Below are 15020 nucleotides of genomic sequence, written 5' to 3' on the forward strand. Positions count from 1 at the left end.
ATAGCATGTTTAACCAGCTTAATCAAACGGCAGTTTATGTTATATCGCAGACACTTCAATGACTATATCATAATCCAGAGAGGAGCATACTCCCTATAAATTCGAAAAAAGGAGGGGCGATCGCTAGAACAAGAGCTTTAATTTCGTCCGGTTCCGTTGGTAACGAACTAAAAAGCCGTCCCGCACTGATTATTAGGGTTCGATTGCCATGACCGCTCCCCCTCCATGATGCTTTAGAACAGCCAGTTGCAACTTTGGTAGAATGATGATCGTCTATTCTATGTGCTTCCCCTAAGGGGCATGAACTTGAATCGGTTTTTGGATTCGATAACCACTTAAAAATAAATACATTCATAAAATTCCCATACGTTTCAACTGATGGATACTGTAATATGGATAAGTGCTTTAAGAGACACGTATTTTTGGCAACTCGGATGGTGGATACGGAAAATTATGATGTATACGGATTGGTTTTATTGGCTGTTCGTGTTCGTGGCTGTCGTCACGTATCACCTCATGCCGCATCGACTCAGACCTTGGGTGCTCTTCGCCTCAGGCGTCGCATTTTACTACAATTATGCAGGTGCTTACCTGTTCCTGTTGCTTGCGGAAGTTATCATCGCGATTATTGTCGTGAAATCTGCAGCGAAATGGAGCAGGCGATGGATTTATCCCGCAGGTATCGTTACCGCCATTCTGGTCCTTGGTTATTTCAAGTACACGAATATGATGCTGGATACGCTACATAATCTATTTGGTTTTATTCATCAGCCCTTCTTGCCTAAGGCAGAACAGATTGTGCTCCCGCTCGGCATCTCCTACTTTACGTTCGAGCTGATTCATTACTTGGTTGAACGCAAACGCGGAACGCTGCCGGAGCATCGGCCGGAAGGTCTGTTGTCGTTCATTTTCTTCTTCCCGTCGATGGTGGCGGGTCCAATTAAGCAATTTCAGATGTTTCATCCGCAGCTAACATCGAGATTTCACTTGGACCACATGCTGATCGGAGTCGCCCGAATCGGGTGCGGCCTTTTCAAAAAGCTCGTCCTCGCCGGATCCATTGATATGCTGGCGCAGCCCGTCTACTCGGCATCCGGCATAGCTGAGGCAGATACCGCCAGACTCTGGATTTCGCTTGTCGCCTATACGTTCGTCATCTATTTTGATTTTTCTGGCTATTCAGACATTGCCATCGGGACAGCTCGCTTGTTCGGCATTGTCATCCCGGAGAACTTCCGCTTCCCTTATTTGGCCCGCAGCATAGCCGAGTTCTGGAACCGTTGGCACATTTCGCTCGGTTCATGGCTGACCCGCTATGTGTATTTCCCCCTCGGGGGAAGCCGTGTCCCTGCTCCCCGGGTCTATTTCAATCTGATGGCGACGATGACTGTCTCCGGCCTCTGGCACGGAGCCGCCTGGAATTTCGTCATTTGGGGCATGTTCCATGGCGTGATGCTGTGCATTCATCGCTATTATGTGAAGCAGCTAAAGCCTGCATTAAAGCCTGTTCCGAAATGGCTGAAGCCGGTAACGGTCACTGTCGCGATGTTGATCACGTTCTTCGGTGTAACGATCAGCCGCGTGTTTTTCATATTGCCGATCGCAGACGGATGGGATTTAATGCTCCGGCTGCTTGGTATGCGATAAGTTACCGATTCTCGAATATGGATGGAAATGGAAGTGTAAGATATCTTGCGTAAATTAGTTTTGAATAAAACCGTGTCCGTCATGCTGATCTCCTTTGCCTTGGTCGGATTGCTTGGCTTGAGCATTGAAGCCGATCAAGTGGTCGATCAAATGAAACAAGAAGTCGTGACGCATGCGGAAAAAGAGCTTCGCGTTCCGACATACGATGCCATTGTCTTTACGCCGTTATGGGTCGAATACTTGAAGGAGCATCCGGATGACGGCACAAAGGTGATCGGCATGTTCGGGCCCTCCACGGTCTTCGGCACGACCGTAAAAAAGGGGGAGAATACCTCGGCCGGCGTCCTTCAGGCTCATTTGAAAGACAGCCGCGTGATCAACCTGGGGATTTCCGGCGGAAGATTTACGGAGACTTACGCCCTGCTCGCCTCGATGATCGACGAGATTGATTTTGTCGTCTATGAGATCAATTATGGGATCGTCGTCGTCTCGGAAAATGATCCGAACGTTGTCGTCTATCCGTCGCTGGTGGAGAAGCTGGGTCAACCTATCCCGCGCAGCTGGCTGGTTGATTTCCCGGACAAAAACCGCGAATCGCTCCCAAGCAACGCCCACAATTGGGTAACGTCCCATTTTCTGAATAAGTGGGCCCTGTATCATGATCGCGACGCAATCAGCTACCGTCTGTTCAGGACTCGTACGCCGATGGAGAAAATCCGCCAGGAAGTCCACAAGAACGAAAATGAAAGAAAAGGGATAGAAGAAAGCTATACGCCGATGTATACCGCTTATGACAAAATGAATGACGCTCAACAGGAAGGCATCGACAAGCACTATGCAGAGCTTTATCGGTGGAGTAAGCCTTTTGATCAAGATCACAGCTTCGGGTTGTTCATGATTGAAAAAACGCTTGAACTGCTGCAGGAGCATCATAAGAAAGCCGTGTTCTATTCGGCTCCGCTGGATAAAGAGCATATTGCCAACAAGAAGCTTTTCCATTGGAGCGAATATACCGAAGCGATGGGCGCTTATCAGAAGCTGGTAGAGTCGAGAGGATACCCCTATATCGAATTTAATCAAGAGGAGAACAATACAATCCCGCATGAATATTATCGCGACTCGGCCCATCTTATCGACAAAGGGAATAACATGTTTGGCGAAATCTTGTATATGAGGATGAAAGATTATGGAATTACAGCCCCATAGCACCACATCGGCCGAAACGAAAGCCCGCAGCCTCACTCATCATGTCGTAAGGGCACTGATCATGGTGGGAGTGGCACTTGGCGGAGCCATCGTCCTGATCGCCATCGTACTTGGTATTTTGTTCTTTTCCGGAGAAACGCAGGAATTTATTTATATGAACTTCTAATGTACATGAAAGCGGCTTTACGTTTGGACCCAAGCTGATCTTTATCTACCGCCTTTTGATATTTATCGGAAGCGAGTAACGACAATTATTCATGCTCATCACGCACGGCGCCGCAGTTCATAAAAATATTGCACAATCGGATGCTTTAGCTTCATCCTGTCTGCCATGTTTACAATCCGCTTTTTGCCAACTCGTCTGTCCACCAAAGCTAGAATATTCAATAAGATATCATCGCTCTCCATGCTTTCTTCTATAGAAGTAGATAAGAACTTATTCGCCGTAGCGACAAAATTGGATTTACTTAATGCAGCCTGTGCTGACAAAAGCTCTTTTGCGAGGACCGATACTTTTCTATTTCTTGCAATGACGTTGAGACGATCTTCTGGAACGGTCCCTTTGGTTTCCTTTCTGACGGCTTCCAATTCATCGTCGCTGATCGGAATTTGGATATGGGGATCATTCTTAATTTCCAGCTCCGTCTGATACCACCTTATGGAGTTGGTTTTATCACTCATATGGAGTACGTTCTTTTTATCTACCGAAATATAACAAAGCCCTGCTTTATCAGGTAAATAACGATAACCGGTTGCGCGATATTCAACTCTTCCAGCTAATGCAGGACTGAGAAAGCTCTCCAGCTGTTGTTTCAATTTGCTCCAGGACATGGTTCCTCCTATGTTTTCAAACCCTGAGGGCGGGATCAATCTGCACATCGTATTCAGTTATTCAGTATGAATAAACCCCTGCCAAAAAACAACCCATTACATTAAATAACAAAAACAGACTGCCGTGGCAGTCTGTTCTTGGTTTTACTAATTTCATTCCACGTGATATGCAGCTAAATTACGGATCAAAGGCTGCTCCACGCTGGAAAGAATACGAACCCGCAATTGATCGGTTTCGATGGTGTCGAACCGGTCGATTTTTTTATGCCCGATCGCACTTCCGCGTACAAGCTCCTTCCATTCGCCATGGCTGAATGCTTCGAGCACATATTCACGCACACGCTCCCCATGAGCAATGTCTTCCATGATGATGACGTGATTGACTGGCTGAGTATGCTCCAGCTTCAGAAGCAGCTCGGTTCCTTCTCCACTCGTTTGGCCAACCGGCTGTCCGAATCTGCGGCGGATTTCATCTCCGAATTCAATGACACGCTCCACATCCACTTCAGGCAGCAGCCCGCTGTTGTCCGGAGATATATTCAACAGCAGCGTAGCGCCATGGCCGACCGAACGGTAATAAATATCCAGCACGTCCTCCAGGCTTCTTAAGCTTGCTTCATCGTCAGGATGCCAGAACCAGTGACGTTTGCGTATCGGAACATCGCATTCGGCCGGTACCCAGGCCGGGGTTCCTTCCATCCAGGTCATCATGTCACTGGTGAACATGCTCTCCCTCGCTGTGGTGGCCGTATTCCAGCAGGGATAAGGCGCAACGCCGTCTTCATTTCCTACCCAGCGGATCGTTGGGCGCCCCATATTAAAGACCATTGCATCCGGCTGATATTGATCCACCAGACCGATGATTCTGTTCCAATCGTATTCCCTGCCTTGGGAACCGGCTCCGTCGAACCATACTTCGACCAACGGTCCATACCCGGTCAGAAGCTCGGTTAATTGCTCCGCGTAGAAATCGTCATAAGCCTCTTTATCGGGATAGCAAGGTTCATGCCGATCCCAGGGGGACAGATACAACCCGAACTGGAGCCCTTCCTCTCTGCAGGCATCGGCAACTTCACGGACAACATCTCCTTTGCCGCCTTTCCATGGGCTGGACTTCACGGAGTAATCGGTCGTTTTCGTCGGCCACAGACAGAACCCGTCATGATGCTTTGCGGTCAATACCAGATACTTAAAGCCTGCGCGTTTTGCGGTCCTGGCCCACTGCCGGGCATCAAGCTGCTCCGGATTGAAGATCTCCGGCGAATCCGTTCCGTCTCCCCATTCCTGATCGCAAAACGTATTCATACCGAAATGGCAGAACATACCCAGCTCCATATCCTGCCATGCCAGCTGCTGCGGAGATGGCTTTGCAAGTTCATTCATTGAATCATACACCTGCCTTCTATGAAAATGATGATCCCCTGCGCAAGGGAGACCCGTGCGCAGGGAACCGATTTCGCATTATTTTCCGGCATCCAATGCCTTTTGATAGATTTCCAGGTACTGGTTCAGCTGCATGCCATCCAGCCCTTTCACATATGCATCCCATTCTTTGTTAATATCTTTGGAGCCTGTAATAAACTGGGCCATATTGGATTTCACGTAGTCGACAAGCGTTGTCTTGATCTGAGCTACGAGCTCGGCATCTTCAAGCGCGATGAACAATCCCGATGGATATTGCTCCTTGGATTGATACGGTTCATATTCCTCGGAGACTTGATTCAGACGAGTACCGTATCCATCGGGAGCGAGCGGATCCTGAGGAGCTGTCCAGGACGCACGATAAGCGTAGGTTCTCAGTGATGGACCGATCTGCTCCCAACCGTCATTATGCGTCGGCTTTTTGTCGGGGATAGGAATAGCCGTATATTTAGCTTGCTTCCCATCCATGCCCTTTTCTCCGGATTCAGCTTTCCGCCATCCTTTGCCTTCAGGGCCATGTTCCTGCAACACGATCGCTTCTTCCGTATACAGATAATCCGCTAACCGGATGGCGGCAATCTGCTGCTCTTTCGTCGCTTTATTCGTTATCGCAAATTGCGAAACACCGATTCCCGCAAAATTCAGCGTCTGCTGCACACCGTTCGGGCCTTTCAGCGGAGGCAGGGCAACATAATCTTTATGACGCGGCGCCTTATCATCCATGCTGTAAGCATAACTGATTAATGCCGTTGAAAGCGTACCCATAATATTGTCCGGTTCCCGGTTGGCCATTTGCTGAACCGCATCGGCATTCTGGGTAAAGGCTGCGGGATCAATTAATCCCTCTTTGTACAATTGATTCAGATAAAGGAGGCCTTGCTTCCACTCTTCTTTGTTTGCCGTAAAATCAACCTTGCCATCCATGACGCGGAGGAACGTACCCGAACCCTTGTCGACGTAATCATCAAGGATAAACGAGTTCATCAGGAAGGCGGAGACGTTGCCTGCCCACATTTCATCCGAGCCTGTCAGCGGGATTTCATCTTGTTTGCCGTTGCCGTTCGGATCCTTCTCTTTGAACGCTTTCAGCACAGTATAAAATTCGTCAGTTGTCGTTGGAACAGGCAGTCCCACTTGATCGAGCCATTTTTTATTGATCCACATTTTGAGCGCATTGTCACAATGGTAGCATTCATTGACCTGCGGCAATGCATAGATGTTGCCGTCCGGAGTCGTGATGGAGGCTTTCATGTAAGGGATATCCTCCATCGCTTTCTTGATATTGGGTGCATATTGGTCAATCAAATCATTCAGAGGGATAAACACGCCCTGCGACCCATACTTCATCTGCTCTTCCTTGGTCAAATTCCCTTGGAGAATGACTTCAGGATAATCGCCGCCGGCCAGCATGAGCTGCTTGCGGTCGTTCAAAGCATTTTCCGGTACTAGGTCCCAAGCGATATTGATGTTCGTCTTCTCTTCAAGATATTTGGTAAATAGGTTGGTATCCATGTTTTCGATTGACGCAAACTGAGGCGCGAACATTTTAATGGTCATCGGCTCCTTCACGATCGGATAGGAACCAACGGCATTAAATAAATCTTCATTGGCAGCACCGTTGTCGTCCGTCTTGCCAGTTGACTGATTGCCGGAATTGGTTCCGCCGCAGGCACTAAGCAGCAGCATGCAAGCCATTAGGCAGCTAATGATGCCTAGCCAGTTTTTCTTCTTCATGCTCTTTTCCATCGAATATACCCCCCGTTTATCATCCGTATTTCGGGCGTTTGGCCCTTTCCTATGCTTTTGCCTCCACCAGCTTTTGCCGTATCTGAATAATGTACGGCCTCACCTCCTTGAAACCATAATCGCTCTGTCATGATCAGCCCTTTAGCGAGCCGATCATGACGCCTTTGACAAAATGTTTCTGGACGAAAGGATATATGATAAGCACAGGCAAGCTGGCAACAACGATCAAGGAATATTTCAGCAAATCCTTGAGCCCCTGCTGCGCCTGCATCTGGCTCACATCCGCCATCATGGAAGCATCGACTGAATTCAGAATTAGAATGTTTCTGAGAATGATTTGAAGCGGGAACAAGTCAGGACTCCTTAAGAAGATCAGTGCATCAAAATAAGCATTCCAATGCCCGACTGCATACATCAAGGTCATGACCGCAATAATGGGTTTGGACAGCGGCAGGACAATGCTGAATATGAACCGGATGTCACTGCATCCGTCCAGCTCCGCGGCTTCCGCCAATTCATCGGGTATCGTGGTTTGGAAAAACGTCCTGGCAACGATAACCTGGAATACCCCCAGTGCCCCCGGTAAAATCATGGCCCACCGCGTATCCAGCAGATGGAGATTCTTAACGACGAGGTAATAAGGAATCAGTCCTCCTTCGAACATCATCGTGATCACCAGCAGAACCATGAAGAAATTGCGGCCGTAAAGCGACTTCTTCGCCAGCGGATAAGCCAGCATAATCGTGAGCGTTACATTGATGAGGGTGCCGACAACGGTATAAAAGAGGGAATTCAGATAGCCGACGCCGATCTGCGGATTATTGAATACCGCCTTGTAGCCGTCCAGCGTAAAATCTACGGGAAACAGCCAAACCTTGCCCGATGTAACCGCCTGAGGCGAGCTGAAGGACGAGCTTACGATATAGATTAATGGTACAGCTACGGCAATAAGAACCAGGGTCAAGAACAGATAGATCAAGAACATGAATAGGCGGTCGCCTTTCGATTCACGTATAGCGGCTTTTTTGAACATAGGGTCTCCTCTCTTTCCAAAGTTGCTATTGTTTACTGGCTGCGTAGAACAGGCCTACCACAAGCTGCTGTTCGACAGCTTTCTGGCGATGTAATTGACGGACACCAGCAGAATAAGATTGATGACCGAGTTGAAGAGACCGATCGCCGTTGAGAAGCTGAAGCTGGAGCCCAGCAAACCAACCTTGTACACATAAGTGGATATGACTTCCGACGTGCTTAAATTAAGCGGATTTTGCATCAGGTATATTTTCTCGAATCCTAGTTTCATGATGTTGCCCAGATTGAGAATGAGCAGAATGACCGATACGGGAATAAGGCTTGGTATATCGATGTTCAGAATCTTCTGGATGCGGGACGCGCCATCTACCTTGGCTGATTCGTACAGCTCCGGGTTAACGCCGGACAGTGCTGCGATGTAAATAATCGCTCCGTAACCTGTAAATTGCCAAACATCGGACCAGACGTAAATGGACTTAAACAGGCCCGGTATACCCATAAAATTCGTGTTGCTCATACCTAACATCTCGAAAAATTTACTGATCATCCCCACATTTGGCGTCAAGTTGACGATAATGATCGAAACCATGATCACCGTAGATATGAAATAAGGGGCATATGAAACCATCTGTACCGTCTTCTTGAATAGGCCGTTGCGGATTTCATTCAGCGCGAGTGCCAGCAGGATCGGTGCGGGAAAGCCTACGATCAATCCGTAGAAGCTAATGCCAAGCGTATTCTTAATGTAGAGCCAGAAGTTCGGCGAATCGAAGAACTGGCGAAAATATTTCAGCCCGACCCAGTCGCTGCCCCAGATTCCCTGGATGACGTTATAATTCTTGAATGCGATTACAATACCGGCCATCGGTATGTATTTGAAAATAATCAAATAAAGAACGGGTAACAAGAGAACGAGATACAGCTGCCAATGACGCTTAATTTGTTTTCCTCTGGACCTTCCTTTCTTCACTTCTGGCAGCGCTTTCAATATTATGGGAGGTTTCGGTTCCAGGCTTGGTTCGGTTTGAAGCCTAGCGTTCAGTCTCGGCATGCGGGTTAGCTCCTTTCGTCCATTCCTACTTTCAGGTCCTTGCGATGTAAACCGAGTGTACACAACAATGTCATCCGGCAACAAGAAACAAAAATAAAAACGACTAACCATTTTCGCCTGGGCCTCCTCATAGAAAGCGAATCAGGGTTCATTCCAGGCGGACGGAACGCCTTAACAACGGGTTCGTTCTCAATCAAAAAAGGCAGCGATCCATGATCGCCGCCTTAACCGTTTTCTACTGCTGAATCATTTTCTCCCGGTTCCTTGGCCTTCCGGCCATTCCTGTATTCGCCCGGGGTAACTCCAGCTGTCCTCTTGAAAACGCGGGTAAACGAAATAGCATGGGCATATCCGACCCGCTCTGCGATCTCCTGCACGGAATAATCGGTTTCCGTCAGCAGCCGCTTCGCTTCCTTCATACGGATATCAATCAGGAAATCAACGAACCTTTGTCCGGTATTTTCCTTAAACAATTTGCTCACATATTTGGCGTTCAGCTGATACCGATCGCCCAGCATTTCAAGGGACAGATCCGGATTCGCATAGTCATACTCAATTAAATCGCATATGTTTCTAATGATGCTGGAGTATTGGTTGTCATTATGAATCTGCTTCATCTGTTCATAATGCTCCGTCAGCACTTGTTTAATTTCCTGTCTCAGCTGTTCCAGGGAATGGGAATTATCCACCTTAACCGTCAGCTTCGGCAATCCCTCCTGTATCCACTTGTTGTAGATTTCCTTGCCGAGTCCCGACATTTCGCGGCCGGTGTAATAAACCAGATAATTCATCAGGCTGAATATTTCATCATTGGTCAAGAAGCTGTTCTTCAGCTGTTCAAACCATTGATCGTAATCCTCGCTCCACTGCTCCTTCTGCATTCTGAAGGACTGGATGATGGCACGAATCTCACCTAAATGCGTATAGACCTCGACAATGCCATGGCTCGAAATATCCTCGCTGCGGATCAAACGATTCTCACCGAGCACGATTTTATACTTTAAGGCTTGCATCGCATCTTTATAGGATTGCGGAATATCGCCAATCTGATCCGTCGACCGACCCATTCCCATCGTAATTGTAAATTTCAAGTTTTGGTGCGTCCATGCCAGGAGTTGTTCCGCAATCGGAACCAGTACGGCCTCCTCGAACTTGTCCTGATCCCGTTCTTCAAACAGAATAATGGACAGGTTGGAAGGTGATGTCCATTCCGACCACAGCCGGCAGTCCCATTTCGAAGCGATCTCATCCACGACCGTCCGCAGAGTGAATTTAAGCAGATCTTGATCGGTCTTGGAATAATCCCGGCAGAAATCCCCGTACTTATCAATCTCCAGGATGAGCATACGATATCGATCCAGTGGCAGCGGCAAATTCAGTCGAGCCGCTTCAGACTTCCATTCGGATACAGATAGAGGCGAGTCCCCTTCGATCAGCTGGCGGAACATAAACCGGGTCCTGACATGGAGATCCTCCCGGTATTTCTCCTGATATTCCTTGGATTGTTCCAGTATGTTGTCAAAGGCGGATTCGATAAATGCGAATTCATCCAGCTTCCCCTTACGTCGGTTACTGCTCACCACCGGAAGCGAATAGCTGCTGAAACGGGCAGCGATCTCCTCAATTGGCTTGGAATTTCGCCTGGAAACATAAATCATCCATAGGAAGCCGATGGCAATCATGCCAAGACCTATGATAAACCAAAGATTATAGAGATAAGAGATAGCGCTTACAAAACCGTTGTTCAACAAACCGCTTCCATAGTTCCAATTCGTATAGCTTGATACATACTGGGAATTGACTTGGGATGGCGGACGATCCGCTTTGGTGCCGAACAAATGATTTCCGAAGGTATCCTGAACCTGAATGAAGCTCATGTTGGAATCCAGCATCTCTTCGGTAAGCTTGTTCAAGGATTCCGTGCTCACATTGACAACGATCATGCCTAAGTCGTTTTTCATGTAAGGCGATCCTCTGACCAGGCTGACCACCTGTTTGCCGCCCTTCATTTTAAATTGTTCGAAATTTCTCGCGCCTGTCCATTTCGGCGTTTTCGATACTTGATATTGTTCAATAAATTCATGGTCCGGATATGTACTTACGTATCCATTGGTGGCATTGCTGAGCACATAGCCGTCCGAATTCCTCACCAGATAAATCGAATCGATCAAGGGATAATAATTAATAATCTCCTTGAGCTTCTGAACAGCTTGAATATTAATATATGGATCGCCAACGGCAGATGATTTGAAAAAATCATTCAAAGCCTTGCTGTTGATGCTCTCGAGAACGATCATATTGTCGATCACCTTCAGGGACGTGTCCACCATGCGCATCGCTTGCAAGGAGAGCGACTTATTGGCATTAAGCGCCTCCCGCCGGCTCTGCTCGCTGAACAGCTGAAAGAAAACAAAAAATATAAAGGTAATCACAATGACAAAAATAGGCATATAGGAGAGCAATAGACGCTTGTACCAGGATCTCTGCATGATCTAACCCTCCCACCGTTTTTTCACAAATTTTTAATTATTATAACTTAAAAAGCACCTTTTGGGTTATAGTTCTCCATAGTCATAACGATACGCCCATATCTAAACAAAAAAAGAAGCGGGACAATGCCCGCTCCTTGTTGTAAACCTAGTATGCTGAATTGAATATTTTATAGCAGCGGGTTCTCGTGTTTCGCTTTCAGAATCGACCAGCGCCGCTCCACTTCTTTTTCAAATTCGCCAAGCATTTCTTTGTTTTCTTCCTTGAGCAAATGTCTTGATTTGCCCATGTATTTCAGCCATTCGCTGAGCGGCACCTGTTTCTTCTTCGCTTCAGGATCGTACGTAATATTCGTTTCTCCCTGCTCCACTTCATACAGTGGGAAGAAGTTTGAATTCACGGCCGCGCGGACGATGTTCTCCCCATCCTTGTCGCTCGATTTCCAGTTCAGCGGGCATGTGATCAACAGCTTGCCGTAGACGGTACCTACATTCTGGGCGTACCACTGCGCTTTCGCCGCCTTTTTCACAAGATCCTGCGGAAATGCTTCCGTCCCCGTAAATACGTACGGAATGTGCGCCGCCGCCATCATTTGCACCGTATCTTTATGATGGAACGCTTTGCCCTGCTGCTGTTTGCCGACACCGGACGTACTGGTCATATGCCCTAATGGCGTAGAGTACGAAAGCTGTGCACCGGTGTTCATATAGCCTTCATTATCATATTCCAGAATGATCAGGTTATGGCCCCGCAGCGCCGTTCCGATGGCCGAACCCATCCCGATGTCCATGCCGCCGTCGCCGGTCACCATGACAAAAATGAAATCCTCGGGAACTTCGATTTCCCCGCGGCGTTTCTTCTCAAGGAACGCTTCTACCGTGCCGGATAAAGTAGCCGGTCCGTTCTGGAACAAATTATGAATGAAGTTCTGCTTATGCGAGTTATACGGATACCCCGTTGTTGTGATATATGCGCAGCCGGTATGGAATAAAGTAACGACATGGCCTTCAATCCCTTTGAAAAAGAGCTCCAGCGCCGGGAAAATACCGCAGCCCGGGCAAGCTCCGTGACCGGAAGCAAACCGTTTCGGTTTCGCGGCAAGCGCTCGCATCGGCGGCACTTTAACGGATAGTTTACTTGTCTCTTCATCCACCTTTACGGTGATCAGGCCAGATTTAAAGCTGTCTCCATTCATCGGGGCAATGACCGGCTGCAGTCTTTGCTCCTCAGCTCCTGGTGTTTGGCCGTAATAATCAAACGGCACTTTGGCATAACCGAGCTCCATGGCCTCGATCGTCAAAGCAAAAAAAGCTTCCGCGTCATCTGCGTAATAGTCTTTCCCGCCAAGTCCGAATATGCGGGACAGCACAATAGGCTGCGGACCACGGATTTCCTGCAGGGCCGCTTTGACCTCATGGGTCAGATTGGCCCCATGCGCACCGTAAGAATCGGCACGTTCGCCAACCAGCAGTGCTTTGACACCTGTCAATGCCTCGCGGATTTCTCTTGCCGGGAACGGCCGGAGAATATTCGGGCTGATTATGCCCGCTTTCATTCCTTTCGCCCGCAGTCGGTCCACGACGTCTTTGGAGGATTCGGCCGCCGAATTGAGGAGGAATAAAGCCACCTCTGCGTCTTCCATCCGGTACAGATCAAGCGGCGAATAGGATCTTCCGGACAAAGCCGCATATTCCTCTGCCACTTCCTTGAATACTTCCCCCGCACGGTACATGGCGTTGGACTGTTGGAAGTGGTTGTTCATCAAATCGTCGCCGTTCATATAAGCCCCAACAACGATCGGGTTGTTCTCGTCCAGCACATGTGGATATTCAGGCGCCTGTTCCCCTACGAACCCCTGAACGGTTTCGCGGTTCGTGAATATTTGTACCCGGCGTTTCTGGTGCGATGTAAAAAATCCGTCATAAGCTACAATGACCGGCAGGCGCACGTCTTCATGTTCAGCGATTCGCAGCGCCATAATATTCATGTCATAAACGGCCTGCGGTGAACGGGCGGTCAAAATCACCCAGCCGGTGTTCAGGCCGTAGTAAAGATCCGAATGGTCACCGCGAATATCCAGCGGTCCGCTGACTGCACGCGTCACCAAATTCATGACCATCGGGAAACGCGTGCCCGCCTGCACAGGAAGCTGTTCGATCATATACAGGAAACCATTCGCGCTGGTAGCATTGAATACCCGTGCTCCGGCTGCGGCCGCACCGTAGCAGATCCCCGCCGATCCATGTTCGCCGTCAGCTGGAATCAGCTTGATGTCATGTTCGCCGCGTGTACGCATCATGTCAAGATATTGGGCAATTTCCGTAGAAGGCGTAATCGGAAAATAACCCATCATGTGATAGTTAATCTGGGCAGCCGCCATGGCAGCCATTTCGTTGCCCGATTCGAAGACTGCCGTTTGAGCGGCCGCCAGCTTATTCTCCGTTGTTTCTTGAATTTGCATATTCATGATCGGACTCCCTCCGCAGTTAAATAGGGAAATGATTGCCGCACACGGTGCTGCTCCGCATAATGCGGCTCTTCTAACATGGCAGCCAAAGCGGTGGTCGGACAAGCTTCGATACACTTCAGGCAGCCTTTGCAATACTGATAATCGATACCTTTCATAAACATCTGCATATTCCCGCGCTTATCCGGCTTCGTCTCCCACACGATGCAGAAATCCGGACATACCGTATCGCAGGCGGCACAGTGAATGCAGTCCTCGATCTTGTACTCTGGCAAATATCCCTGCCGGGAGCCGCTAAGATCCTTCAGGACACTGTTCGCCGTAACGTGCAGAATCCCGCCCAGCTCCTGCGTTTCATATCCAAGCATCGGCTGCGGTCTTGCGAAGGCAATTTTGTCTATAAGATCTGAGCCGTTTCCCAAGGAAAGGAACCGGACTTCGTTATATCCTCTGTCAAAGGTCCGCACATTCGCTTCCACGAGGTGGGGCAGCTTTTTCTCAAATGTTGTACGGATCACCTGCCGCATATCGTCCGGGTCTAGAAAGCTGCAAATCCGGAACAATGCCCCCAGCATGGCCGTATTCACTTTCGTTTTTTCCTCAACGGAAATGTTCAGCGCATCAACGACAGCCAGCGTTCCCTGCGTCATGTTCAGATCAACGGCCACTTCGGACAGGGCTCGCGCCGTATTCACAAGCACCGTTCCATCAGGCTGTACTCCGCTTATGACATCGATCGTCTTATACAAGGCTTCATGAAATACGCCGACGACATGCGGCTGCTCAATGGGACTGTGATCTCGAATTTCCACCTCGGAATCGCAGAACCTTACGAAGCTCTTCACCGGCGACCCTTTTTTCTCCGAACCATAGCTGGAAAAATTCGAACCGTTAAGTCCGGAGCCGGTCACCCCGGCTTCGGCCAGCATTTTTCCGGCCAGGTTGGCGCCAAGCCCGCCGATGGATTCGAGACGAATCTCGAAAAATCCCAGTTCATTCTTTTGAGGCAAAATCGACATGTTCTCTCCTCATTTCTTCTTAGGTCATTAATTCCAGTTTAAAAGAAGAAACGGACCGGGTTTGTGATTAAACTCACTACTCAAAAAATTGTGATTCCAATCACTATGT

General features: G+C 48.6%; 11 protein-coding genes. 3 read left to right on the forward strand and 8 right to left on the reverse strand.

Features of this window, described 5'->3' with window-relative positions:
- Positions 1 to 453 precede the first annotated feature (453 nt).
- Genes RB297_RS15005 through RB297_RS15015 form a run of 3 tightly spaced genes read left to right on the forward strand, consistent with a single transcriptional unit; the run spans position 454 to position 3019 of the window.
- Positions 454 to 1647: an MBOAT family O-acyltransferase gene (locus RB297_RS15005; protein WP_375120849.1), complete on the forward strand. Its 1194-nt coding sequence runs from the start codon at positions 454 to 456 to the stop codon at positions 1645 to 1647.
- A gap of 45 nt (positions 1648 to 1692) precedes the next feature.
- Positions 1693 to 2853: a hypothetical protein gene (locus tag RB297_RS15010; protein ID WP_375120850.1), complete on the forward strand. Its 1161-nt coding sequence runs from the start codon at positions 1693 to 1695 to the stop codon at positions 2851 to 2853.
- Complete coding sequence (locus RB297_RS15015) at positions 2834 to 3019, forward strand: hypothetical protein (protein WP_096775017.1); 186 nt, start codon at positions 2834 to 2836, stop codon at positions 3017 to 3019. The genes RB297_RS15010 and RB297_RS15015 overlap by 20 nt, the downstream gene beginning before the upstream one ends.
- Before the next feature lie 98 nt (positions 3020 to 3117).
- On the opposite strand, the gene RB297_RS15020 is transcribed toward RB297_RS15015, so the two are convergent.
- The 8 genes from RB297_RS15020 to RB297_RS15055 form a co-directional block, all read right to left on the reverse strand.
- The gene (locus RB297_RS15020; RefSeq protein WP_277748028.1) at positions 3118 to 3684 is read right to left on the reverse strand and encodes an SF0329 family protein; all 567 of its coding nucleotides are present in this window, start codon (positions 3682 to 3684) and stop codon (positions 3118 to 3120) included.
- Between the two features lie 153 nt (positions 3685 to 3837).
- On the reverse strand, positions 3838 to 5067 hold the full coding sequence (locus RB297_RS15025; protein ID WP_375120851.1) for an alpha-L-fucosidase: 1230 nt from the start codon (positions 5065 to 5067) through the stop codon (positions 3838 to 3840).
- Between the two features lie 78 nt (positions 5068 to 5145).
- On the reverse strand, positions 5146 to 6852 hold the full coding sequence (locus RB297_RS15030) for an ABC transporter substrate-binding protein (RefSeq protein WP_375120852.1): 1707 nt from the start codon (positions 6850 to 6852) through the stop codon (positions 5146 to 5148).
- Positions 6853 to 6985: 133 nt separating this feature from the next.
- Positions 6986 to 7885, reverse strand: coding sequence for a carbohydrate ABC transporter permease (locus RB297_RS15035; RefSeq protein ID WP_012819147.1), 900 nt, complete (start codon positions 7883 to 7885; stop codon positions 6986 to 6988).
- Positions 7886 to 7939: 54 nt separating this feature from the next.
- On the reverse strand, positions 7940 to 8935 hold the full coding sequence (locus RB297_RS15040; RefSeq protein ID WP_009593427.1) for an ABC transporter permease: 996 nt from the start codon (positions 8933 to 8935) through the stop codon (positions 7940 to 7942).
- Between the two features lie 224 nt (positions 8936 to 9159).
- Entirely contained in the window at positions 9160 to 11424 is a 2265-nt protein-coding gene (locus RB297_RS15045; protein ID WP_375120853.1) for a helix-turn-helix domain-containing protein, read from the reverse strand.
- Between the two features lie 170 nt (positions 11425 to 11594).
- Positions 11595 to 13892 (reverse strand): thiamine pyrophosphate-dependent enzyme, encoded by a 2298-nt coding sequence (locus RB297_RS15050; protein ID WP_375120854.1) that lies wholly within the window; start codon positions 13890 to 13892, stop codon positions 11595 to 11597.
- Positions 13889 to 14911, reverse strand: a complete 1023-nt coding sequence (locus tag RB297_RS15055) for a 2-oxoacid:acceptor oxidoreductase family protein (RefSeq protein WP_375120855.1) — start codon at positions 14909 to 14911, stop codon at positions 13889 to 13891. Before RB297_RS15055 ends, RB297_RS15050 begins: the two co-directional genes overlap by 4 nt.
- Between the last annotated feature and the right edge of the window lie 109 nt (positions 14912 to 15020).

It is taken from the genome of Paenibacillus sp. CR_12, from assembly GCF_041953985.1.
Taxonomy (GTDB): Bacteria; Bacillota; Bacilli; order Paenibacillales; family Paenibacillaceae; genus Paenibacillus_AQ; species Paenibacillus_AQ lautus_A.